General features: G+C 72.1%; 17 protein-coding genes. 8 read left to right on the forward strand and 9 right to left on the reverse strand.

Features of this window, described 5'->3' with window-relative positions:
• Positions 1-23: 23 nt before the first annotated feature.
• The 6 genes from ACWEFB_RS30140 to ACWEFB_RS30165 form a co-directional block, all read right to left on the reverse strand.
• Entirely contained in the window at positions 24-1403 is a 1380-nt protein-coding gene (locus tag ACWEFB_RS30140) for a glutamine synthetase family protein (protein WP_452290864.1), read from the reverse strand.
• Positions 1400-3274: an IucA/IucC family protein gene (locus tag ACWEFB_RS30145; RefSeq protein WP_452290866.1), complete on the reverse strand. Its 1875-nt coding sequence runs from the start codon at positions 3272-3274 to the stop codon at positions 1400-1402. Before ACWEFB_RS30145 ends, ACWEFB_RS30140 begins: the two co-directional genes overlap by 4 nt.
• A gap of 1 nt (position 3275) precedes the next feature.
• Positions 3276-5087 carry an IucA/IucC family protein gene (locus ACWEFB_RS30150; RefSeq protein WP_452290868.1) on the reverse strand — a complete coding sequence of 604 codons (1812 nt, stop codon included), beginning with the start codon at positions 5085-5087 and terminating at the stop codon, positions 3276-3278.
• Positions 5088-5182: 95 nt separating this feature from the next.
• On the reverse strand, positions 5183-6562 hold the full coding sequence (locus tag ACWEFB_RS30155; RefSeq protein WP_452290870.1) for a lysine N(6)-hydroxylase/L-ornithine N(5)-oxygenase family protein: 1380 nt from the start codon (positions 6560-6562) through the stop codon (positions 5183-5185).
• Positions 6559-8160, reverse strand: a complete 1602-nt coding sequence (locus tag ACWEFB_RS30160) for a pyridoxal phosphate-dependent decarboxylase family protein (RefSeq protein WP_452290872.1) — start codon at positions 8158-8160, stop codon at positions 6559-6561. Before ACWEFB_RS30160 ends, ACWEFB_RS30155 begins: the two co-directional genes overlap by 4 nt.
• Entirely contained in the window at positions 8157-9542 is a 1386-nt protein-coding gene (locus tag ACWEFB_RS30165; protein ID WP_452290874.1) for a diaminobutyrate--2-oxoglutarate transaminase family protein, read from the reverse strand. The genes ACWEFB_RS30160 and ACWEFB_RS30165 overlap by 4 nt, the downstream gene beginning before the upstream one ends.
• Before the next feature lie 383 nt (positions 9543-9925).
• Between ACWEFB_RS30165 and ACWEFB_RS30170 the strand changes: the two genes are divergently transcribed.
• The 3 genes from ACWEFB_RS30170 (at position 9926) to ACWEFB_RS30180 (ending at position 12219) form a co-directional block, all read left to right on the forward strand.
• Positions 9926-10270, forward strand: coding sequence for a histone-like nucleoid-structuring protein Lsr2 (locus ACWEFB_RS30170; RefSeq protein WP_326558764.1), 345 nt, complete (start codon positions 9926-9928; stop codon positions 10268-10270).
• Positions 10271-10475: 205 nt separating this feature from the next.
• A complete protein-coding gene (locus ACWEFB_RS30175; RefSeq protein WP_452290877.1) occupies positions 10476-11159 on the forward strand; it encodes a hypothetical protein in 684 nt (227 codons plus the stop codon).
• Between the two features lie 94 nt (positions 11160-11253).
• Positions 11254-12219, forward strand: a complete 966-nt coding sequence (locus tag ACWEFB_RS30180) for a TAXI family TRAP transporter solute-binding subunit (RefSeq protein ID WP_452290879.1) — start codon at positions 11254-11256, stop codon at positions 12217-12219.
• A gap of 7 nt (positions 12220-12226) precedes the next feature.
• Here the strand turns inward: ACWEFB_RS30180 and ACWEFB_RS30185 are convergent, their stop codons facing one another.
• Positions 12227-13609, reverse strand: a complete 1383-nt coding sequence (locus ACWEFB_RS30185) for an ATP-binding protein (protein WP_452290881.1) — start codon at positions 13607-13609, stop codon at positions 12227-12229.
• Between the two features lie 12 nt (positions 13610-13621).
• The gene (locus tag ACWEFB_RS30190) at positions 13622-14278 is read right to left on the reverse strand and encodes a response regulator transcription factor (RefSeq protein ID WP_326558768.1); all 657 of its coding nucleotides are present in this window, start codon (positions 14276-14278) and stop codon (positions 13622-13624) included.
• Between the two features lie 146 nt (positions 14279-14424).
• On the opposite strand from ACWEFB_RS30190, the gene ACWEFB_RS30195 reads away from it, so the two are divergent.
• Both ACWEFB_RS30195 and gndA read left to right on the forward strand, forming a co-directional pair.
• Entirely contained in the window at positions 14425-15387 is a 963-nt protein-coding gene (locus ACWEFB_RS30195; protein ID WP_452290926.1) for a TerC family protein, read from the forward strand.
• 106 nt (positions 15388-15493) lie between these two features.
• A complete protein-coding gene (gndA, locus tag ACWEFB_RS30200) occupies positions 15494-16960 on the forward strand; it encodes an NADP-dependent phosphogluconate dehydrogenase (protein WP_452290884.1) in 1467 nt (488 codons plus the stop codon).
• A gap of 97 nt (positions 16961-17057) precedes the next feature.
• On the opposite strand, the gene ACWEFB_RS30205 is transcribed toward gndA, so the two are convergent.
• The gene (locus tag ACWEFB_RS30205) at positions 17058-18908 is read right to left on the reverse strand and encodes a PAS domain S-box protein (protein WP_452290886.1); all 1851 of its coding nucleotides are present in this window, start codon (positions 18906-18908) and stop codon (positions 17058-17060) included.
• Positions 18909-19461: 553 nt separating this feature from the next.
• On the opposite strand from ACWEFB_RS30205, the gene ACWEFB_RS30210 reads away from it, so the two are divergent.
• The 3 genes from ACWEFB_RS30210 (at position 19462) to lysA (ending at position 23803) form a co-directional block, all read left to right on the forward strand.
• Positions 19462-21741, forward strand: coding sequence for a SulP family inorganic anion transporter (locus ACWEFB_RS30210; protein ID WP_452290888.1), 2280 nt, complete (start codon positions 19462-19464; stop codon positions 21739-21741).
• A 278-nt stretch (positions 21742-22019) separates the two neighbouring features.
• Positions 22020-22442: an Lrp/AsnC ligand binding domain-containing protein gene (locus ACWEFB_RS30215; protein WP_452290890.1), complete on the forward strand. Its 423-nt coding sequence runs from the start codon at positions 22020-22022 to the stop codon at positions 22440-22442.
• Entirely contained in the window at positions 22439-23803 is a 1365-nt protein-coding gene (gene lysA, locus ACWEFB_RS30220) for a diaminopimelate decarboxylase (RefSeq protein WP_452290892.1), read from the forward strand. The genes ACWEFB_RS30215 and lysA overlap by 4 nt, the downstream gene beginning before the upstream one ends.
• Positions 23804-23867: the final 64 nt, after the last annotated feature.

Raw genomic sequence — 23867 nt, forward strand, 5'->3', positions numbered from 1 at the left:
CGCGGTGAAGGGGCCGGGGGGGGTTAGAGGCGTTCGAAGCCTCGGTGGCGTTCCCAGTCGGTGATCGCGTGGGCGAACTCGGTTAGTTCGGCGTGGGCGGCGGCGGCGTAGTGGGTGACCACTTCTTGGCCGAACGCGTCGTGGGCGAGGGGGCTGTTCTCCCACAGGTGAACGGCCTCGGCCAGGGATCCCGGCAGGCGGGGGAGATCGGCGGTGAAGGCGTTGCCGGACTGGGCCGGTGGCAGTGGCAGTTCCCGGTCGATGCCGTGCAGGCCGGCGGCGATGATCGCGGCAACCACCGTGTACGGGTTCGCGTCGCCGCCGGCCACCCGGTGCTCGATTCGCAGCGAGTCGCCCGTACCGACAACCCGGATGGGGCAGGTGCGGTTGTCCCGCCCCCACGCGACACCGGTCGGGGCGAACGCGCCCGGCGCCAACCGCTTGTACGAGTTGATGTTCGGTGCCTGAAGCAGGGTCAGCTCCCGCAGCCCGGCGAGTTGCCCGGCGACGAAGTGCTCCATCAGCGGTGACATGCCCGCCGTGTCCCCGGTGCCGTCACCGGCGAAGACCGGGGTGCCGTCGGCGTGACGCAGCGACAGGTGCACGTGACAGGAGTTGCCCTCGCCCTCGTCGTACTTGGCCATGAAGGTGACGGCCAGGCCCTCCTGGGTGACGATCTGGCGTACACCGGTCTTGTAGAGCGCGTGGTTGTCGCAGGTGGTGAGCGCGTCCGCGTACCGGAAGACGATCTCGTACTGTCCGGGGTGGACCTCGCCGCGCGCGGACTCCAGTTTCAGGCCAGCCCGGGTCATCTCGCGCCGGATCCGCCGGAGCACCGGGTCGACCTCGGTGACCCCGGCGAGCGAGTAGTCCACGTTGTGCCGGGTGGCGGTACGCAGACCGCGGTAGTCCCGGTCGTGTGCCTCCTGGAAGCTGTCCCGGAACAGGATGAACTCCAGTTCCGTGCCGGCGTGGGCGGTCAGTCCCCGCTGCGCCAGCCGGTCGAGCTGGGTCCGCAGCACGTGCCGGGGCGCGAAACCGAGCGGCCGACCGTCGGGCCGGTGCGCGTCGGCGATCACCAGTGCGGTGCCCGGATCCCAGGGCAGCTCGCGCAGCGTACGGATGTCCGGGGTGAGATTGAGGTCGCCGAAGCCGGCGGCCCACGGGTCGACGGCGTACCCCGGCCCGGTGTTCATCTCCACGTCCACGGCGAGCAGGTAGACGCAGGCGGCGAAGCCGTCGACGAGGACCCGTTCGCAGAAGTGTTCGCCGTCGAGCCTGCTCCCCTGCAACCGCCCCTGCAGGTCGGGTACGGCAACGATGACGTTGTCGATCCGACCGGCTGCCACCTCGGCCCGCAGCCGCTCGACCGGCATCGGGAACGGGTTCGGATCCGTGCTCATCGGGCCCGCTCCGGGTCGACCGAGGAACCGGCCGAGGAGCCCGCAGAGGAGCCCGCAGAGGAGCCCGCGGAGGAGCCCGCCGAGTAGCCAGCCGGGGGCAGGTGCAGCGGGTTCGGGACCGGGGCGACGTCCAGGTGGAACGGGGCGTCCCGTTCGGCCCGGTCGTGGTAACCACCGGGCAGCAGACGTTCCCGGTTCAGGCAGACCCGGCCGAACTCGGCCGCCAGCAGGTCGAACCCGTCGAACCGGTCGGCAAGTTCCGGGAACCGGGCCTGGTACGCCACGATCTCGGCCCGCGCCAATCGCCAGAACTCCTCCTCCGGCACTTCGAGCTGCTCGGCGCAGAGCGGGGCGAGGTAACGGAAGTGGCACATCAGCAACGACTTGACGATCGACCCGGACAGTTCCTCCGCACCGAACCGCATCAGTACACCGAGCGCCTCGGCCGGCAGGTCGGCGTACTCGGGCAGGTCCTCGTCGAGCAGTTTCATGTCGTCGACGAAGTCCTTCACCGCCAACCGGACCGGCACGTCGGCGTGGTCGTACACGACGATCGCGTTCTCGCCGTGCGGGTTGAAGCCGATGCCGTACCGGTAGAGCAGGTGCAGCAGCGGGGGCAGCACGGCGGCGAAGAGGGCGGCCAGCCAACGCGTCGGCGCCAGCCCGGACCGTTCGACCAACTCCGCGACGAACGCCCGGCCGGCCCGGTCGACGTGCAGCAGCGCGGCCAGCGTACGGGCCCGCTCACCCGGCTCCAGGCTGCCCGCCACCGGCTCCCGCCAGATCACCCCGAGCAGTTGCCGGTACCGATACGGCGCCTCCGGCAACGCCTCGAACACCGGATGCCGGACCGCCACCGCGGCCACCTCGCCGGGCAGGATGACCCGGCACTCGTCCCGCAGGAACGGGTCGGCGTCCCGGATGGCGTGGATCCAGGTGGTGCCGTGCGGGGCGGCGTGCGCCAGCTCGGTGGGGATGCCCCGGTACACCATGGTGTTGAGGATGGACAGCGGCAGCTTGACGTCGAACCGGTCCGGCCGGGACACGTTGCCGAACGTACGGATCGACTGCTGCGCCCGGTAGGAGTCCGGTGCCTCACCCAGTGGCACGATCTGCCCCTGGGCCACCTCCGCCGCGAACAGCGGCAGCACCACCTCGTCCCACTGCCACGGGTGCACCGGGAGCCAGACGTACTCGGCCGGGTCGAGCCGCTGGCCGGTGAGCAGATCGGTGAAGTGCTGCCGGGTCGGCCCGTCCAGTTCCCGCTCGCGCAGCGTCGCCTCGTCCAGCCCCGGTACGCCGTGGAAGCTGGCCAGGTCCCGGTGCACGGCCATCCAGTGCAGGGGATCGGCGTGGCGGGACTCGGGGGCGTACCGGGCCCGGTCGGCGTACGAGAAACCGACCCGGCCCTTGTTCGCGAAGATCCACGGGTGGCCGGTCTGGTGGCCCTCCAGTTCCAGGTGCGGCAGCTCGGCCAGTTCCGCGACCGGTAGTCCGGTCTCCAGCAGCCAGGCGTCGGCGGAGAGGGTCGCGCTCAGCTCGCCCACGGTCAGCGCGGTGACCGCCGGATCCAGCCCCCATGCCCGGTGCAGGTCCAGCAGCAGGCGGTACGGGTCCGCCGGCTCGTTTCCGTCGTCGGCGACCCGGACGAGGGAGTCGGGCTCGATCCGCCAGGAGTCCATGGCGGTCGGCCGGCCGAGGAACTCGTACCCGACACCGGGCAGGACCGACACCCGGTAACGGCCGCCGCCCAGCGGCTCCGGGGTCAGTGCCTGCTCGAAGGCGAGTTCGGCGACCATCTTGGCGGCGAGCGTGCCGCAGACCCCTTGCCAGGTCCCGGGGGCCAGACCGGGTGGGATGAGCATGTCCATCTCAGTCTCCGTCGACTCGGGCCGGGTGCAGGGGGTTCGCCAGGGTGCCGTACATGACGTCGAACTCGGCGTCGCGCTCGGCCCGGTCGTGGAAGCCGCCGCCGAGCAGTTGCTCCCGGTTGAGCGCCACCCGCCCGAACTCCGGCCCGAGCAGGTCGAACCAGGCGAACCGCTCGGCCAGTTCGGGAAAACGCCGGTGGTACGCGTCGATCGGTTCGCGGACCAGGGACCAGAACTCCCGCTCCGGTACGCCCAGGTGCCGCTCCACGATGTCGGTGAAGAAACGGAAGTGCCCGGCGCAGATCGCCGACAGGATCGAGTGCGCCAGGTCGCCGGCCGGCCAGCGGTGCAGCCGGTCGCGTGCCTCGGCGGGGATGCGGGCGTACTCGGGCAGGTCGAACGGGAGCAGTTCGACGTCGGCGCCGAAGTCCTTCAGCGCGATCCGGCTGGGCCGCTCGGCCGCGTCGCTGATCAGCACCACGTTCTCCCCGTGCGGGGTGAAGGAGGCGCCGTAGCGGTAGAGGTAGTGCAGCAGCGGCGGCAGCAGCGCACCCAGGTACGACCGCAGCCACTCCCGCGCCCCCAGACCGGAACGGTCGACCAGTTCCCCCACCACCGCCCGCCCGTCCCCGCCCTCCAGCAGCAGGGTGGCCATGGTCCGGGCCCGCTCCCCCGGCTCCAGGTAGCCGTGCACCGGCTCCCGCCAGATCGCCCCCAACAACTCCTGGTACTTGTACGGGGCGTCCGGCAGATCCCGGTAGGTCGGGTGCGGCACGGTCACGGAGGCGACCTCGCCGAGCATCGCCACCCGGCACTCGTCGCGCAGGAAGGCGTCGCCGTCGCGCAGGTCCTGCAGCCAGGTGGTGAGCCGGGGGGCGCAGGTGGTCTGCGCCTCGGACAGGCCGCGCCAGACCAGGGTGTTGCGGATCATCAGCGGGACCTTGACGTTGCGCCGTCCGGGTCGGTCCAGGTTGGTCAGGGTGCGGATCGACTGCAACGGGCGGTACCGGTCGGCGCTCTCGCCGAGGTAGACCACGCTGCCGTCGGCGATCTGCCCGGCGAACAGCGGCAGGATCACCTCGTCCCACTGGAACGGGTGCACCGGCAGCCAGACGTAGGCGTCCGGGTCGCCGCCCCGGTCGCGTACCCGGTCGGCGAACTCGGCGCGGGTGGTCGGGTCGAGTTCCCCGGCGAGCAGGGTCTCCCGGTCCAGCCCCGGTACCGCGCTGAACCGGGCGAGCGCGGGGGTGACCGCGAGCCAGACCAGCCGGAAGTCGCCGGCCGCCTCCGGGGTGAACCGGGCGGTGTCGGCGGCGGAGAAGCCGAGCCGTCCCTTGTTGAGGAACATGCACGGGTGGCCGGTCTGGTGCGCCTCCAGGTCCTCGTGGGACAGGTCGGCGAGGTCGGCGGCCGGAATCGCGCGGGCGTGCAGCCGGGCGTCGGCGGCGTGGGTGGCGGTGAGGTCGCGGATCAGGTCGGCGAGGACCGCCCGGGTCAGGCCGAGCACGTCGGCGGCGTCCACCACGAACCGGGTCGGGTCGGTCGCCGGTGACTCGTTTCCACCGGCCCGCCGTCGCAGGCTCTCCGGCCGGATCCGCCAGGCCCCGAACGCGCCCCGGCGGGCCCGGAAGGCGTAGGTCACCCCGTCGGGCAGGTCGAGGCACCAGTTCTCCGCCGGGCCGTCGGGGCGCGGCGTGACCATCTCCTCGTACGCCATTTCGGCGATCGTGCGGGCCAGCAGCGTACGCCCGGCGGCGGTCCAGTGCTCCGGTACGAGGTGCGGCGGTGGTGCGGTGGCGGGCTCGACGGGCACGGCGCTCCTTCGTGGGGGCGGGTTCGGTGACCAGGGGTGGGCCCGGCGCCTACCGGTGGGCGGCGACCGGTGGGCGGCGACCGGTGGGCGGAGCTTCAGTGCGCCCGTGCGTCCGGCAGGTCCCGCTCGACCTCGTCCTCGGGTACGCCGAACCCGGTGTACGCGGTCCGGGCCGGCAGCCGGTACGCCTTCCCGCCGGTGACGGCGTTCAGGATGGTTGCGCTGCGCCAGGCACCGAGCCCCAGGTCGGGTGTGCCGATCCCGTGGGTGTGCAGTTCGGCGTTCTGGACGAAGAGCGAGCCGGTGATCGCCGGGGTGAGCGACACCCGGTAGTCGGCGTCCACCCGGTAGCGTCCCTGCCCGTCCCAGAGCACCTGGTCGGCGAGGGGTTCGAGCAGCGCCGGCCGGCGGGCCCGGTAACCGGTCGCCAGGACCACCCGGTCCGTACGCAGGGTGAACGACCGTTGCTGGCGGGTCTCCCGGCAGGAAAGCAGGTAGCCGTCCTCGGTGGCGGAGGCGGACTCCACCGCGACGTTCGCGGTCAGCGCCACCTCGGGCCGGTAACCACCGACGGACCGCTCGTACAGCAGGGTGTGGATCTCGTCGATGGTTTCGGCGCTGATCGCCTTGTAGAGCTGCCACTGCTCGGGGACGAGCCGGTCGCGGGTGGACTCCGGCAGGTCCCGGAAGTAGGCGGTGTAGTCCGGGGTGAAGTGCTCCAGCCCGAGTTTCGAGTACTCCATCGGGGCGAAGCCCGGCGACCGGGTGAGCCAGCGCAGCCGCCAGCCCTGCTCCGGCGCGCGGCGCAGCAGGTCGAGGAAGACCTCGGCGCCGGACTGGCCGGATCCGACCACGGTGACGTCGCGGGCACCGGCGAGTGCCGGCTGCCGGTCGAGGTAGTGCTCGGCGTGGAAGATGTGCTCGCCGACCAGGTGGGCCAGGGACTCGGGTACCACCGCCTCGGTGCCGACCCCGAGCACCACGTGTCGCGCGGTGATCCGGCTGGTTCCACCGGTCTCCGGGTCGGTCAGGTCGATCAGGAACCGTCGGGTTTCGGTGGACCAGCGCAGCCGGTCCGCCCGGGCACCGAACCGGCAGGAGGGCAACGATTCGGCGACCCAGCGGCAGTAGTGGTCGTACTCGCGGCGCGGCACGTGGAACCGCTCGGCGAAGTAGAACGGGAAGAGCCGGTCGTGCTCGCGCAGGTAGTTGAGGAACGACCACCTGTTGGTCGGGTCGACCAGGGAGACCAGGTCGGCGAGGAACGGCACCTGCAACTGGGCGCCCTCGAGCAGCAGGCCGGGGTGCCAGGCGAAGTCGGGGCGGGCGTCGACGAAGAGCGTACGCAGGCCGGCGATCGGTTCGGCCAGCGCGGCGAGTCCCAGGTTGAACGGCCCCAGGCCGATCCCGACCAGGTCGTATCCGGTGTCGACCGGATCGGGGTCGGTGACTGTCGGTACGGCGTCGGTGCTCATCGGCTGGCTTCCTCCGGGGTGTCGCTGGTCCTCGCCCTGGGGGCGACGGCGTTCGGTGCCGCTGCACCGGGTCGCCGCGTACCAGTCTGCTGCTCGGCGGCGGCCTGCTGCTCGGCGGCACCGGCCCGGATCACCAGGTCCAGCAACGCGTCCACGTCGGCGCTGGTGGCGTGGGGGTTGAGCAGGGTGAGTTTGAGCCAGACCGCGTCACCGACCTCGGTGCGGCCGACCACCGCCGACCCGTCGGCGAGCAGGCGCCGGCGCAGGGCGGCGTTGACCCGGTCGCCGCGCGCACCGGCCCGGTAGCGGAACACGACGGTGGTGAGCACCGGCTCGGCGGCCAGTTCCAGGTACGGACTGGCGGCGATCCGGGCCGCCGCGTGCCGGGCCAGGTCGTGGCACGCGTCGACCAGCGCGCCCAGTCCCTGGCGTCCGAGGGCACGGAAGGTGACCGCGAGCTTGAACGCGTCCACCCGCCGGGTGGTGCGCAGCGAGTGTCCGAGCAGGCTCGGGTAGCCGGCCGCCTCGTCGTCGGCCGGGTTGAGGTAGGCCACCCGCCGGGACAGCGGTGCCAGCGCGGCGGCGTCGGCGGTCAGGAACACCCCGGCGGCGACCGGTTGCCAGCCGAGCTTGTGCAGGTCCAGCGCGACCGAGTCGGCTCCGGACAGGCCGTGGAGCAGGCCGGCGAGTCGGTCGGAGAAGAGCGCACCGCCGCCGTACGCGGCGTCGACGTGCAGCCAGGTCCGGTGGCGGGCGGTGATCTCGGCGATCTCCGGCAGCGGGTCGACGCTGCCGAAGTCGGTGGTGCCCGCGGTCGCCACCACCGCCGCCGGTACGCCACCGGCGCGCACGGTTGCGGCCAGCCGGTCGGCGAGCGCCGCCGGGTTCATCCGGTACGCCCGGTCGACCGGCACCGGGACCACGGCTTCCTCGCCGAGGCCGAGCAGGGCGGCGTTGCGGCGTACCGAGAAGTGGGCGACCTCGCTGCAGAAGTAGCGCAGCCGCGAACCGACCGCGCCCAGCCCGACGGTGGCCGCGGTCGACCCGGTGGTGGCGAGCACGGCGGCGTCGCGGGCCAGCAGCAGACCCATCAGGTTGGACTCGGTGCCACCGGTGGTGATCACGCCGCCCGAGCCGTCGGTCGGGTAGCCGACCAGCCCGGCCAGGGTGGCGATCACCAGTGGTTCGAGTTCGGTCGCGGACGGGCCCTGGTCCCAGGAGTCGAGCGACGGGTTCAGCGCGGCGGCGACCACCTCGGCGGCCACCGCCACCGCCAGCGGTGGACAGTGCAGGTGCCCGGCGCAGTGCGGGTCGGCCGGATCGGCGGTGCCGGCGGTGAGTTCGGTGGCGAGCGCGGCGAGCGCGGCGAGCGCACCGGTCCCCCGGTCGGGCAGGAGTGCACCACCGGTCGCGGCGGCGACGGCACGGGCCACCTCGGCGGGCGTACCGGCGGGAAGCGGGCCGCCGCGGCGGTGCGCACCGAGCCGGAGCGCGTCGAGCGCCACGTCGACCAGGGGACCCAGGGCGGAGGGGCCGTCGGCACCGCCGGCCAGTGCCGTGTCCAGCGGGTCGGACGGTGGCTGCGGCTGGCTGGTCATCGGCGGGGTCCCCGGTGGCCGGCCCCGGCGACCCGGACGGCGTCGGCCAGCCGGGCGAGCACCGCGTCGACCTGGAGGTCGGTGATGGTCAGGGGCGGGAGCAGCCGGACCACGGCGTCGTGCCGGCCGCCGAGTTCCACCATCAGTCCACGGTCGAGGCACTCGGCGCGGATCCGGCGGGCGAGGTCGGGGGCGGCCGGGCGGGCGCCGATGGCGTTCGCCGCCGCGTCCGGCTCGACGATCTCCAGGCCGATCATCAGACCCCGTCCGCGTACGTCGCCGATCGCGGGCTGCTGCCCCTGCAGCAGTCGTAGTTCGCGCAGCATCCGGTCGCCAACCGTGGCGGCCCGCTCGACCAGTCCGGACTCCCGGACGTGGCGTACGGTCGCCGAGCCGGCCACCATGGCGAGCTGGTTGCCGCGGAAGGTGCCGGTGTGCGCGCCCGGCCGCCAGGTGTCCAGCTCCTCCCGGTACGCGATGACGGCCAGCGGCAGGCTGCCGCCGATCGCCTTCGACATCACCAGTACGTCCGGCACCACACCGGAGTGCTCGACCGCCCAGAACGCACCGGTACGGCCGACCCCGGTCTGCACCTCGTCCACGATCAGCGGAATCCCGTGCGTGGCGGTGATCCGGCGCATCTCGCGCAGCCACCCGTCGGGGGCGGGCACGGTCCCGCCCTCGCCCTGTACGGGTTCGAGGATCATCGCGGCCGGTGGCACCACACCGGAGTGCGGGTCGGTGAGCATCGTCTCGGCGTACCGGGCGGCGAGGTCGGCGGCCAGCGTACCGCCGAGGCCGAACGGGCACCGGTAGTCGTACGGGAAGGGCAGCCGGGTGACCTCGATCGCGGCTCGCGGCAGCGGCGACTTGACCCCGACGTTGGCGCTGACCGCCAGCGCGGCGGCGGTCATCCCGTGGTAGCCGCCGGTGAAGGCGAGTACGCCGGAGCGCCCGGTCGCGATCTGGGTGAGCTTCAGCGCGGCTTCGACGGCGTCGGTGCCGGCCGGTCCGCAGAAGTGCAGCCGCCAACCGTCGGGTCCACCGGGCAGCGTGTCCAGGAGCGTGGTGGTGAACTCGTCCTTCTCGAACGTGCCGAGGTCGAGTACGTGCAGCGGGGCACCGGAGTCGAGCAGTCGGCGGATCGCGTCGACGACCACCGGGTGGTTGTGGCCCAGCGCGAGGGTACCGGCGCCGGAGAGGCAGTCGAGGTAGCGTCGGCCGTCCGCGCCCTCGACGACCATCCCGTCGGCGCGGACGGGCACGATCGGTAGCGTGCGCGCGTAGGTCCGGGCGGCGGACTCGCGATCCTGTTGGCGGCCCAGCACGTCGGCGACGGCCTGGGCGGCAGGCAGGGATGACGGGAGTTGCGAGACGACCACGATGCCTCCAAGGTTAGCCTCACCTAACTACCACATCATGACGACCGCAGGCATCTCGGACGGGCAGCTTTTCGGTAAATGTCCGAAAAGTCATTTGGAATCGCCCATCCCTCGTCACCCCGCTTCCGGTCGCCGGCAGCGGTGGACCGCCAGCTCCGACCCCGTCCCGGGTCCGTCCACTCGCGATCATGCGCCCATCCTGGCACGCCCTCCCCGACCGCGTTTCTCTCGGTTGTCCGTCGGCATCGGATCCCCGCTCGGGTCGGGCAGAAATGCACCGACGCGACGAAATAATGGCGAATACGTTGCAAAGCGTTCGACGATGAGCGAAACTCTGGGAGTCACAATGTACTCACCTATCAATTGCCCATGGGGGCGCCGAGATGGCCAAGCAGGTAATCACCGTACTCACCGACGACCTGGACGGTGGTAAGGCCGACCGCACCGTCGAGTTCGGTCTCGACGGGGTCAACTACACCATTGACCTGTCCGAGAAGAACGCGGGCAAGCTGCGTAAGGCACTGGACGGCTTCATCGCCGCGGGCAGTCGAATGGGCCGTAACGCCGTCGAGGGCCGGGGCGCAGGTCGCCGTGGCGCACGAGGCACGACCCGGACCGATCGCGATCAGAACCGCGCCATACGCGAATGGGCCACCAAGAACGGATACGACGTTTCCGAACGGGGCCGGATACCGGCCGAGGTGGTGCGCGCGTACCAGAGTCATTGAGCTCGTACGGCGGCGATTAATCGCGTCCCGAGCGGCCGAGGACGAGGTCGGAATCCGGCCCCGCCCCGGCCGGCCGGGGCGACCCACCGGGTGACACCATCCGGACGCGCAAGATTCGCTCAAGACTCCCGCCGTGGGCTTTCCCGTGGTGACCGGCCGATCCACGCTGTTGGAAACCGGCCCAGGTCCTGCGGGGAGCGAGTCGATGGCGACGATAACCCAGCTCGGTTCGACAACCTCGATCCGCGACAGCGTCAACCCGCCGTGGCTCGATTGGCCGGATCTGGTCGAGGCACTGGAGGTCGCGGCTCTCGTCCGCTGCACCCCCATCGGCACCACCCCGCAGGCCCGTCCGGCGGGAACGCACGGCGTACACGGGGTGCTGGTGGCCGAGTTCAACCAGCAGATCGCCGCGCACCGGATGGCGTACCTGCTCGGTCGCCTGGACCTGCCGGTGACCCGGGAGGCAACCGTCGCCGGGCTGCGCCGACGCTACCAACTGCACCGGCTCTACCTGCCGCACGATGATCGGGCCGGATACGGGGCGTTGATGACGGCGGCCTGGAGCCAGGGCCGCGCGGCGATCCTCGACCCGACCGTCAGCGGCGGATCGAGCGCCCGCCAACTCTGGCGCCCCCGGCTCGCCGGGGCCGTCTGGCGCTCGGTGCTCACCGCCGCCGGACGCCACCTGCACAAGAACATCCTCGGCGTACGGGTCGCCGACCACGACCTCGCCGCCATGCTCATCCGGGGCGCGCAACTCCTCGACGCCCGAGCCGCCCTGCGCCGCCGGTCCGGCTGCTTCCTGATCAGCGTGGACGTCGGGCCGGACACCGAACGCCTGCTGGGCGCGGTGCGCTCGGGTGAGCAGTTCGACCTCGCGGTGTAGGGCGGCGGGTTGACCGTTCGGTCGGTATGCACGACGGATCCGGGTGGGCCAGACTTGCCGCGGCGACCCCTACTTCCGCCGGAGATTACGACCCGTGCCCCTCACCCCGCCGCCCCCGGACGGGTCTCCACGCTCGGCCCGGCGGGCCGTTTCCGCTGTCTGCGCCGCCATCCTGACGGTGCTCGCGGCCGGCTGCGCGGACGCGCCCGAGAAGCCGGTGCTGATCCGGATCGCCACCGGTAGCCCCACCGCGGTCTACTACGCGTTCGGCCAGTCGCTGGTGACGATCATCAACCGGGAGATCCCGGGCGTACGGGCGAGCGTGGTGGTCACCGCTGCCTCGGCGGAGAACGTCGAGCTGGTCTCCCAAGGCGGCGCCGAACTGGGCTTCACCCAGGCGGACACCCTGCCCGCGACGGCCGGCGCCTCCCCCGCCGTCCTCGGGGTGGCCCGGCTCTACGACGACCTCCTGCACCTGGTGGTCCGCGCCGACCGGCCCATCCGCCGGTTGGCCGACCTGCGCGGGCGCACCGTCTCGGTCGGCGCGCCCGGGTCCGGTACGGAGATCACCGCCAACCGGCTACTGGACGTCGCCGGCCTGACCCCCGGTTCGGTGGACACCCGGCGGCTGGGGTTGGACGCCTCGGTCTCCGCACTGGAAAGCGGTGAGATAGACGGTTTCATCTTCTCCGGCGGCCTGCCGGTCCAGGCGGTGGCCGAGCTCGTCCGGCGGACACCCGCCCGGATCGTCGACCTGGGCGAGTGGACCGAACCGCTGCGCCGGGACTACAGCCAGGTCTACGTCAACCGCGACATCCCCACCTCCGTGTACGGGCTGCCGCCGGTCACCACCGTCGCCGACCCCAACTACCTGGTCGTCTCGGCCGACCTGCCGCAACACCTGGTGTACGAGTTGACCCGGTTGCTGATGGAACGGCGGATCGAGCTGGGGCGGGCCCATCCGGCGGCGGGACGGATGAGCATCCAGTCCGCGATCGCCACCGCGCCCCTGCCCCTGCACCCTGGTGCCGCCGAGTACTACCGCGCCAGCAAACCCTGACCCGCGCCTACGCCGGGTCGTCCGGCGTACGGAACCAGAGCGCCGCGTCCAGCCCGCGCGGGATCGCCTGCCGCATGGTGAGCCGCCCCCCGGAGACGTCCACCAGCACCGCGACGATGGTCAGGCCCAGACCCGCGCCGGAGATGTTCTGCGCGTCCGCCGCCCGCCAGAACCGTTCGGTGGCGTGTTTGAGCTGCTCCGAGGTCATCCCCCGACCGTTGTCGCGGACGTGGATCGCCACCCCGCCGTCCAGCCGGTACACCGACACGTCGACCCGTCCGCCGTCGTCGGTGAACTTGACCGCGTTGTCGATCAACGCGTCGAGGGACTGGTCCAGGGCGGTCGGCGCGGCGCTCGCGTACGCGGGGGCGCTCGGTGTGTTGACGGTGAGTTCGATGGACCGGCGCCGGGCCAACGGCAGCCAGGCCGTCACCCGCGACACCGCCACCGCGGCCGCGTCCACCACCACCATCTTGTCCGCGCCCCGCTCGGCACGGGCCAGGGTGAGCAGGCCGTCGAGCACCTGGGCCAGCCGGTCGCTCTCCTCCAGGGCGAGCCGGTGCTCGGTCCGGCCGTCCTCGTCGGTGACGCTCGGCCCGAGTTCCTCCACCCGCAGCCGCAGCGCGGTGAGCGGATTGCGCAACTGGTGACTGGCGTGCGCGACGAACGCCCGCTGCCGTTCCATCGCGTCGGAGAGCGCGTCGGCCATGTCGTTGAAGCTGGCCGCCAGGCGGCGCAGTTCCGGTGGCCCGACCCGATGCGGTGCCCGGGCGGCCCGGTCCCCGGCGGCGATCTCGTGGGTCACCGCGTCGAGTACGGTGACCGGCCGCAGCACCCAGCCGGCCAGCCGGAACGCGGTGAGTACGCAGGCGAGCAGGGCGAGCGCGCCGATCGCGGCGAGCGCCAGCCACCAGGTGAGCGTGGTGCGGCCGATCCGGGACGTCGGCGAGGAAATGATCACCGTGCCGAGCACCTCGCCGCTCTCGCTCACCGGCACCGAGACGACCAGCGGCTCGTCACCCCAGGGCCAGACCAGCCCCGGCGCGGCGGACTGCTGTCCGGCCAGCGACGCCCGGGTGGCGGACTCCACCAGTTGCGCGTCCGGGCGGTACTGCGGGGTACGGATGACCACCGTACGGTCCCGGTCGACGAGTGCGGCGTGCAGGCCGTACAGCTCCGCGTACCGGTCCAGTTCCGCGCTCACCCCTCCGGTCGCCCCGCCGCGCAGGGCCGGTCCGGACAGGGACGAGAACCGGGTCGCGTCGGCGAGCCGGTCGGCCCGGACCCGGTCGGTCTCCGCGGAGGCCAGGGTGAAGGCGAGCGGGATCTCCAGCGCGACCAGCACCAGGACCATCAACAGCAGGTAGCTGAAGACCAGACGGCGACGCACGGCACCTCCCGGTTACCCGACCCGGAGCCGGTAGCCGACGCCCCGGACGGTCTCGACCAGGCCGGGGTCACCGAGCTTGGCGCGCAACGAGCCGACGTGCACCTCCACGGTGTGCCGGCCGGTCCAGGTGGTCTGCCAGACGTCGAGCAGGATCCGGTCGCGGGGCACCACCAGTCCGGGCTGGCGGGCCAGCGACATCAGGATGTCGAACTCCTTGCGGGTGAGCGCCACCGGCACCCCGTCGATCTCGGCCGACCGGGCGGTCACGTCGATCCGGATCCGGCCGGCCTCGATGACCGTACGCTCCGGGGCCGTGTACGCGCCCCGGCGCAGCACCGCCTCGATCCGGGCGTGCAGTTCCGCCATCGAGAACGGCTTGACCACGTAGTCGTCCGCGCCCACGCGCAACCCGAGCACCCGGTCGCGCTCCTCGCCCCGGGCGGTGACCGCGATGATCCCGATCTGGGGGCTGCGCTGGCGCAGTGTCCGGCACACCTCCACCCCGTCGCCGTCGGGCAGGGTGAGGTCGAGCAGGACCAGGTCGCACGGGGCCGCCGCCAGCGCCGCCGCCGCCGTGGCCGCCTGTTCGATGTCGAACCCACGGCGGGTCAGCGCCGAGGCCATCGCCGCGGCGACCCGGCTGTCGTCCTCGACCAACAGGATGCGCACACGCCCTCCCTCACGCCGACTGCCCGCTATTGTGCCGGTCCGCCGGCCGGGCGTTCGCCCCCGGCCGTCACCGACAAACCGGGTGCCACTGATAAACGCGCACCGGCCGGGTATGTGTGGCCGGTGACGACGACGCGGCGGCCCCGGTGACCGCCGCCGTTCCGGCCTGGGCCTGGCCGGCGCTGGCGGTCGTCATCGTGATCATGCTTGCGGTGGACCTGCTGCTGCACCGGGACAACCACGTCGTCGGCCTGCGCGAGGCGGCGATCTGGAGCGGGATCTGGGTCGGTGCCGGTGTCGCGTTCGGCGTACTGCTGTGGTGGTGGCAGGGATCCCGGTCCGGCACCGCGTACTTCGCCAGCTACCTGATCGAGAAGACGCTCTCCATCGACAACGTTTTCGTCTTCGCGCTGATCTTCACGTATTTCGCGGTACCTGCCGCTTACCAGCACAAAGTCCTGTTCTGGGGGGTCATCGGCGCGCTCGGCTTCCGGCTGGCATTCATCTTCGCCGGCGCCGAACTGCTCCGTACGTTCTTCTGGACCGCGTACATATTCGGCGCGTTTCTGATCTACACCGGCTATCAGATGGGGTTCAGGCACGATCGGAAGATCCAGCCCGAACGGAATCCGGTGGTCCGCCTGGTTCGCCGGATTCTGCCCACCGATGCCAGCTACCACGGCAGCCGGTTCGTCACCCGGCACGACGGTCGGCGTCGGGTCACGCTGCTTTTTGTGGTGCTGGTCGCGATCGAGGCCAGTGATCTGATTTTCGCGGTCGACTCGATCGCCGCGATCCTGGCCATCACCACCGACACGTTCGTGCTCTGGTCGGCGAACGCGTTCGCCATTCTCGGCCTGCGGGCGCTGTATTTCTGCCTCGCCGGCCTGCTGCGCCGGTTCAGTCGCCTGCACTACGGTCTGGCCGTGCTGCTCGCCTTCGCCGGGGTGAAGCTCATCCTCGCCGAGACCCCGGTCGGAAAGCTGCCGATCTGGCTGACCCTGACCGTGATCGTGGCGACCATCGTCGCCTCGATCGGGTGGAGCCTGCTGGCCGGCCCGCACGGGTCCCGGCCGGTGCCGCCCACCAATCGGGACGGCCACCGGTGAGCGGTCGAGCCGGACCTGCATAGAGGAAGATCACATACCTGGGCCGGCAGCCCGTACGGAGAAACGCTGGCAGCATGGTCACCGACGTCGGACCGAGGGAGAGAACATGGCGGAACAGGAAGCGTTCGGAAAGCCAGCGGCGGGCAGCGCCCAGATCGGGGTCACCGGACTCGGCGTGATGGGGCGCAACCTCGCCCGCAACCTGGCCCGCCACGGCTATCCGGTGGCGGTGCACAACCGCTCCGCCGACCGTACGCGGAGCCTGATCGCCGAGCACGGCGACGAGGGCGAGTTCGTGCCGGCCGAGTCGATGGCCGACTTCGTGTCGTCGCTGTCCCGCCCGCGTGCGGTCATCGTGATGGTGAAGGCCGGCGGCCCGACCGACGCGGTCATCGAGGAGCTGATCCCGCTGCTCGAGACCGACGACATCGTCATCGACGCCGGCAACGCCCACTTCGCCGACACCCGGCGCCGGGAGGAGACGCTGAAGGCGCACGGGCTGCACTTCGTCGGCACCGGTGTCTCCGGCGGCGAGGAGGGCGCGCTGCTCGGCCCGAGCATCATGCCCGGCGGTTCGGTGGAGGCGTACGCCAAGCTCGGACCGATCTTCGAGTCGATCGCCGCGCAGGTCGACGGCGTGTCGTGCTGCACCCACGTCGGACCGGACGGTGCCGGGCACTTCGTGAAGATGGTCCACAACGGCATCGAGTACGCCGACATGCAGCTCATCGCGGAGGCGTACGACCTGCTCCGGGACGGGTTGTCCGCGTCACCGGGTGAACTCGCCGAGGTCTTCCGCACCTGGAACGAGGGGGACCTGGAGTCCTTCCTCATCGAGATCACCGCCGACGTGCTCGGTCACACCGACGCCGCCACCGGCAAGCCCTTCGTCGACGTGGTGCTCGACCAGGCGGAGCAGAAGGGCACCGGGCGGTGGACCGTACAGAGCGCGCTGGACCTGGGCGTGCCGATCACGGGTATCGCCGAGGCGACCTTCGCCCGCTCGCTGTCCGGGCACGCCGACCAGCGGGCCGCCGCCCGTGAACGGTTCGCCGACGCCGGTGGCAAGGCGAGCATCGGTGACCGGGACGCGTTCGTGGAGGACGTCCGCAAGGCGCTCTACGCCTCGAAGGTCGTCGCGTACGCGCAGGGCTTCGACCACATCCAGGCCGGCAGCGACGAGTTCGGCTGGAACATCGACCGGGGCGCGATGGCCACCATCTGGCGGGGCGGGTGCATCATCCGGGCCCGGTTCCTGAACCGGATCCGGGAGGCCTACGACGCCGACCCCGAACTGCCCACGCTCCTGGTGGCACCGTACTTCGCGGACGTGGTGTCGGAGGCCATCGAGAGTTGGCGCCGGGTGGTCCGGTACGCCACCGAGGTCGGCATCCCCACCCCGGCGTTCTCCTCGTCGCTGGCGTACTTCGACGGGCTGCGCCGGGGACGGCTGCCCGCCGCCCTGATCCAGGGCCTGCGGGACAACTTCGGCGCGCACACGTACCAGCGGGTCGACCGGGAGGGTTCCTTCCACACGCAGTGGGCCGGCGCCCGTACCGAATCGGCGTCCTGACCTCGACGGCCCGCCGGTGTCGTGATCTCACGGCACCGGCGGGCCGATCGTTTCTCCGCTACCCGCGGGCCTGCGCCGAGAGTCGCGGCGGGCAGCTTCAGCGGAAGCGGCGCCGCAGGCTGCGCCGGTTCAGCCCCGGCGCGGTGGTCTCCAACCGGCGCCGGAGCAGGTCCCACTCCCGCCGACGCTCGTCGGTGACGTCACGCAGGGTGATCGACACACCAGGCGGGCCGGGCTCCGCCCGCAACGGCCGGCATTTCACCTCGACCAGGACCCGGCTGCGGTCGGCCCGGCGCAGGGTCCACTGCACGACCGTCCCGGCCGGGTCGTCGTCCGCGCGTACGCCGCCCAGGGCGCGGTCCACCTGGTCGTGGTCGTCCGGGTGGATGATGTCCCGCCAGGTGGCGAACGCCTGCGACTCGATGCCGAGGATCCGCCAGAGCGCCGGGTTGGCGTAGTTCACCCGGTCGTCGTCGCCGACGATCAGAACACCGTCGTTGGTGTTGCCGGCCACCAGGTCCAGATACCGGTCCCGGTCCTGCCGGTGGGCCGCGCCGGTCACCGCCAGCCGTTGCAGGGCGAGCGTGGCCTGACCGGCGGCCACCTCGATCACGTCCCGCGAGGCGGCGAGGGTGTCCCGGTCGGCGGCCACCAGGAGGGCTGCGCCCGCGCGACCGACCACCGGCTCGGCACCGGGGGTCAGCGATGCCACGATGGTGGCCGGCAGACCGCCCAGCGGCTCGACCAGCACGGCGGGCAGCAGCCGGGTCTCGAGCAGCAGGCTGCGCCGCCGGGTGTTGTTCGTCGGCAGCGGCTGGTCCAGATCCACCCTCGGCGACCAGACGAAGTCGATGTCGTCGGTCCGCCTGCCCGGCGGCCGGTACAGCGCGAAGACGAGACGGTGCGGGGTGCCGGCCGGCATCATCTGCGCGACCATCACCCGCAGCGCCTCCCCGACCTGGGCACTACCGGTCGCGCCGACCAGGCTGGTGCAGGTCTCCCGCAGGTGCCGCTCCCGGCGTACGGCGTGCCGGTGCTTGTTGCGGGCGTCGACCACACGGGTCACCACCAGGACCGTGCTGAGCCCGGCCACCACGGCGATCACCACTCCGTCGAGGACCGCACCGGCGACCGCCTCGGCGAACAGAACCACCGCAGCGGTCAGACCGGCCAGTGCGACCAGGCCGACCCGGGTCCCGGCGGTCTCGTCCGGCGGCACGTCGACCCGCGCGGTCAGCCGGGTCATCGAGGGGTGCAGCGCCGCGGCACCCCAGGCGAGGTAGTGGACCAACCAACCCAGCTCTGCCGGCCCACCGGGCCGCCACCCCGAGCCGAGCTCGGCGACGGCGTAGGCGGTGTCCGCGGCGAGCAGCCCGGCCGCTCCCACGGCGAGCAGTAGGACCGCCACGTTGCGCGGCGCCGCGACCGCCAGCCGCACCATCACCACCAGCACGAGCAGAGCGCCGAGTACGTGACTGACCAGCACACACTGCTCGACCCGGGAGAGTTCGGTGCCGGGCAGCGCCGGTGCCACCACCTGGGTCCAGCCGACCAGTCCGACGGCGAGCACCACCGCGAGCAGGTCGGTCAGGCCGGAGCGGTCACGGATGACCGCGCTGCTGCGGGTGAGCTGCACCAGGGCAGCGGTGAGCAACGGGAACAGGGCCACGTACAGACCGTCGGCGAGCAGGGTGGCGACCTGCCCGGAGGAGGTCGCGGCGACCGCGTACGCGACGTCACCGGCGGCCAGGACCGCCAGGCCGGACCCGAGCAGTAGCCACGGCGCGGGTCGCGCGGGCCGGTGCCGGCGGATGCCGTACGCCACGGCGGTCACGCTGGCCGCGCCGATGGTGCCCCAGAGCATCGCCGCCGCGGCGGGGAGCAGGAAGACACCCAGCCCGAGGGCGGCGGTCAGCGTGACGAAGCCGATGATGCGGCGCTGCGGCAACCGGAATCCTCCCACCCGCGCCGCCGGGCAGCCGCCCAACCGCGGTACACGTTGCACCGGCCTCGACGGCGGGCTGTGGCGTACGCATCCGTTCCCCCGCGGCACCGACTATGCCGTACGGGACGCAGTGGGTGGAAGGAACGCGCCGGAGCGAAGTTCGGCACCTCGTGTCGGGTGTGGAGCGTGCCCACGCGCACCGTCGCGCCGGGTACGGGCGTACACGTGTCGATGATCCACCAGATATCAGTGAGTGGAACGTGGTTCGGCGTCCTGGACCTCGCCCCGACTCCCCCACGGCGGACCGAGCGGTCCACATTAGATGATCGATTCTGGCGGACCTTGCCCAGGTCATTGGCCTTTGATCTCCACCTACCCAACAGAAATAGCGGGGTGTTATGGATCAACATCAGACGGTAGTGTGCCCGATGAGCGGCATGAACACCCTTACATGGCATTAGTTCTTATTGTTGTCATCATCCTGTCCGAGCCTTGTCACGACCCGGAGGATAAAATGGTGGATACGGGACAGTCTCCAAGCACAGCCCCCACGCCCGTGCCGGATCCATCACCATCGAACCGAGCAACCCGGTTCCGGCGGACCCTGCTCCGCCACGACCTGCCCGCGTCGTTCGTGGTCTTCCTCGTCGCGGTCCCGCTCTCCCTGGGCATCGCGGCGGCCTCCGGCGCACCACTGCTCGCCGGCATCATCGCCGCGGTGGTCGGCGGAATCGTGGTCGGCGCCCTCGGGGGCGCTCCACTGCTGGTCAGCGGTCCGGCCGCCGGGCTCTCGGTGATCGTGGCGGACCTCGTGCTCCGCCACGGCTGGATGGCCACCGCCGCCATGGTCACCCTCGCCGGCCTGGTCCAGATCGTCCTCGGCCTCAGCCGGTTCGGCCGGGCCGCGCTGATGCTCTCCCCCGCGGTGGTGCACGGCATGCTCGCCGGCATCGGGATCGTGATCGCCCTCAGTCAACTCCACGTCGTGCTCGGCGGCGCACCGCAGCGCTCGGTCTGGGAGAACCTCCGCGAGCTACCGTCCCAGCTCGTCGGCTACCACGACGCCGCGGTGCTGGTGGGCGTGGTCACGGTCGCCGTACTGCTCGTCTGGCCCCGGCTGGTCCGGGTGTCGTACCTGCCCGCGCCGCTGGTCGCCATCGCCGTGGCCACCGCGATGGCCACCGGCCTGGGGCTCGATCTCACCCGGGTCGCCCTGCCCGACGATCCACTCAGCTACCTGACGCTGCCCCGATGGCCGGACGCTCCGCTGACCGACGTGCTCTCCGGGGTGTTCCTGCTCGCCGTGGTCGCCAGCGTGGAATCCCTGCTCTCGGCGGTCGCCGTAGACCGGCTGCACGACGGCCCACGGGCCAGGCTCGACCGCGAACTGATCGCCCAGGGGGTGGCGAACTCCGCCTCCGGGGCACTCGGCGGGTTGCCGGTCACCGGCGTGATCGTCCGCAGCTCGGCGAACGTGGAGGCCGGTGCCCGTACCCGCGCCTCGGCGATCATGCACGGACTGTGGATCGCCGTCTTCGCGCTGCTCCTGGCCAGCGTGCTGGAGCTGATCCCGATGTCCGCCCTCGCCGGAGTCCTGGTGATCGTCGGGCTACGACTGATCAGCGTGGCCCACGTACGCGACCTGATGCGGCACCGGGAGTTCCCCGCGTACGCGGTCACCGTGGCCGGAGTCGTCTTCCTCGACCTGGTCACCGGCGTACTGCTCGGGATGGCGGTGGCCCTGGTCTCGGCGCTGTACCGGCTCACCCACTGGCGCATCGACGTCGACCGGCGGGGTGCCGACGACTGGCTCGTGCAGATCACCGGCACCCTGCTCTTCCTCGGCGCCGGACGGCTCAACCAGGAACTGCGCCGGCTACCGCCCGGTGCCCGGGTCCACCTGGAACTGCGCCTGGACTTCCTCGACCACGCCGCCTTCGGGGTGATCCAGCAGTGGCGGGCCGGCTACGAGCGCAACGGCGGTCAGGTACGGGTGGAGGAGTCGCTGGACGGCTGGTTCGACCGGGCGGTACGCGACCGCCTCGGCAACCGCAAGAGCCTGCCGGAGCGGCTGCCGCGCTGGCTCGCCCCCTGGTCGCACTGGCAGGCCGGGGCGCCACCAGCCGCCCGCCCCGAGACCGGGAACCCGGCCGTGTCGTCCGAACCCCCCGCCACCGGCGAGATCGGCGGCAACATGCTGGTGGGCGTACGGGAGTTCCAGCGCCGGGTCGCCCCGCTGGTCCGGCCCTACCTGACCGAACTGGCCCGGGACGGGCAACGCCCCGACGAACTCTTCATCACCTGCGCCGACTCCCGCCTCGTGCCCAACCTGGTCACCGCGAGCGGGCCGGGCGACCTGTTCTGCCTGCGCAACATCGGCAACATCGTGCCCCGGCACGGCACCCCCGGCGACCACAGCGTCGGCGCCGCGATCGAGTACGCGACCGACGTCCTGCAGGTCTCCACCATCACCGTCTGCGGGCACTCCGACTGCGGGGCGATGCGCGCGGTCCTCCAGGGCGGGGTGGCTCGGGAGTCGCACCTCGGCTCCTGGCTCAGCCACGTACGCCTCGGTGGGCGACGCGACGACCGGCGTGGGCCCGGGGTGCCACCGCCCCGGGACGCGGCCGGCCCGCCCCACGATCCGGCCGTGCTGGAACGCCAGGCCCTGGCCAACGTCGCCCAGCAGCTCGCCAACCTCCAGACCTATCCGAGTGTCCGAAGGCGGCTCGACGCGGACCAGCTCACCCTGGTCGGTCTCTACTTCGACCTGCACGAGGCACGGATGTACCTGGTGGACGCCGGCAACGGTGCCCGGCGTCCACTGCCTCTCTGAGCCGTCCGACCTCTCTGAACTGTTTCGCTGGATCAACCACGGCGCCCGGGGCGGCGTACCCGGCGAGCCGACCGCCGGGGGGATTGGCGGAGGACGCTCACCGGGTACGCCGCACGGGCGAACCGCCCGCAGGGCACCTGTGATCAACACAAGCACGGCGGGACGGCGGCCGGCACCGGTCTTGACGTGATCACTACGCCGCCGGCCCCGGCGCTGACGCCGCCACCACACCCGCGTCAAGAAGGCGTCGGGATCACCGGGCCGGGCGTGGTGAACGCGTGAAGATCCGCGACCCGACCCCGCCGGAGCGCCACGATCGGCACATGCACAGCCCGACCCTGCCCCGCCGTACCGCGACCACCGATGGCGGCGGGACCGCACGGCCACGACCGGCGGACCTGCTCACCCGGACGCCGACCCGGATCGAGGCACTGGTCTGCGTACGGCTGGCCGCCAGCACCGACGGTGGCCGGTTCGCCCGACACCTGCGCACCGACCCCCGGGTGGTCGCCGCGTGGTGGGTCGCCGCCGACATCGACCTCATGGTGCGGCTGTCCTGCGCCGGGCTGCCCGAGTTGAACACCGCCGTTGCCGACCTGCGGCTGCGCGGCGGGGCCTCGGAAACCGTCACCCACCTGCTCCTGCGCCCGCTCGACATTGCCGAGCAGGCCACCGCCGACCCCGAAGGCGAACCGTCATGACCCTGGCCGAACTCATCCCCTCGCTGCGTACGTCACTCCCCGCCCACCTGCACGGCGACGTGTGGCCCTCGATGGCCCACCGCGACGAGCACGGCGAGATCTCGGTCGGGGAGGTGCATCTCGGCGAGCTCGCCGAACGGTTCGGCACCCCGGCGTACGTCCTGGACGAGGCGGACGTACGCCGGCGCTGCCGGGAGTACGCGGGCGCGTTCGGCCCCGCCAACGTCGTGTACGCGGCGAAGGCGCTGACCTGCCGGGGCGTACTGCGGTGGATCGCCGACGAGGGACTGTCGCTGGGCGTGCACTCGGCCGGGCAGCTCGCCACCGCCGCCGCCGTCGGTTTCCCGGCCGACCGGATCGTGCTCCAGGGCGACGCCAAGAGCCCCACCGACCTGTCCGCCGCGCTGGACTACGGCGTCGGCACCATCGTGATCGAGTCCGGTTCGGAGATACCACGCCTGGCCGCGCTGCTGCGCCGCCGGCAACGGGTGCTGCTGCGGGTGCTTCCCGACTGGGACACCGGCCGGGTCGAGACGATGTCGATGCTGCCCGCGGCACCGGTCGCGGACCGGTTCGGGGTGCCGGCGGCCGGCACCAGCCTGGACGAGATGGTTCGCCGGATCACCGACCAGCCGATGCTGGAGCTGGTCGGGCTCGACTTCTTCCTGGGCTCGCAGACCTCCCGGTTCGGCGGCTACGAACGGGCGATCCACCACCTGGTGGCGACCATGGCGACCCTGGCGCAGCGGCACGGCACCCAGCTCACCGAGATCAACATCGGGGGTGGGCACGCCGTACCCGGCACCGACGCCGAGGGGCAGTTCGCCCTCGACGCGTTCGCCTCCCGCGCCCGCAAGGTGCTCCGGGTCGCCTGCGACGAGCACGACCTGCCCGTACCGCGCCTGGCGGTGGCGCCCGGTCGGGCCATCGTGGCGCGAGCCGGCGTGGCGCTGTACCGGGTGCTCGCCGTACGCCGTGACCCGGACGGGCACCAGCTCGTCGCGGTCGACGGCGGGCTGAGCGACAATCCCCGCCCGGCCCTCTACGGCGCCCGGTACACCGCCGTCCTGCTCGGCCGGCTCAGCCGCGCCCAGGACCAGCGGACCACCATCGTCGGACGCCACGACGAGCCCGGGGACGTGCTCGTACGCGACGCGCCGCTGCCGGGCGACCTGCGTCCCGGCGACCTGCTGGCGGTGCCCTGCTCCGGGGCGTACCAGCTCAGCCTGGCCTCGAACTACAACCTGGTGCCCCGGCCGCCGCTGGTGGCGGTCAACAACGGCCGGACCCGGCTGCTGGTACGGGCCGAGACGGTGGCCGACGTACTCGCCCGCGACCTCGACTCCCCCGGCACGGACTGAGTGCCGTCGGCCAACGGTGGCACGCCCTGCCACCGTTGGCCCCTGCCGTGTCTCAGCGGGTGGC

The organism is Micromonospora sp. NPDC004704 (genome assembly GCF_053601675.1).

Coding starts and splice junctions, on each gene's coding strand:
- ACWEFB_RS30140 (WP_452290864.1), bottom strand. CDS start 1,403: ATGAGCACGGATCCGAACCCGTTCCCGATGCCGGTCGAGCGGCTGCGG.
- ACWEFB_RS30175 (WP_452290877.1), top strand. CDS start 10,476: ATGGCGACGATAACCCAGCTCGGTTCGACAACCTCGATCCGCGACAGC.
- ACWEFB_RS30145 (WP_452290866.1), bottom strand. CDS start 3,274: ATGGACATGCTCATCCCACCCGGTCTGGCCCCCGGGACCTGGCAAGGG.
- ACWEFB_RS30155 (WP_452290870.1), bottom strand. CDS start 6,562: ATGAGCACCGACGCCGTACCGACAGTCACCGACCCCGATCCGGTCGAC.
- ACWEFB_RS30160 (WP_452290872.1), bottom strand. CDS start 8,160: ATGACCAGCCAGCCGCAGCCACCGTCCGACCCGCTGGACACGGCACTG.
- ACWEFB_RS30170 (WP_326558764.1), top strand. CDS start 9,926: ATGGCCAAGCAGGTAATCACCGTACTCACCGACGACCTGGACGGTGGT.
- lysA (WP_452290892.1), top strand. CDS start 22,439: ATGACCCTGGCCGAACTCATCCCCTCGCTGCGTACGTCACTCCCCGCC.
- gndA (WP_452290884.1), top strand. CDS start 15,494: ATGGCGGAACAGGAAGCGTTCGGAAAGCCAGCGGCGGGCAGCGCCCAG.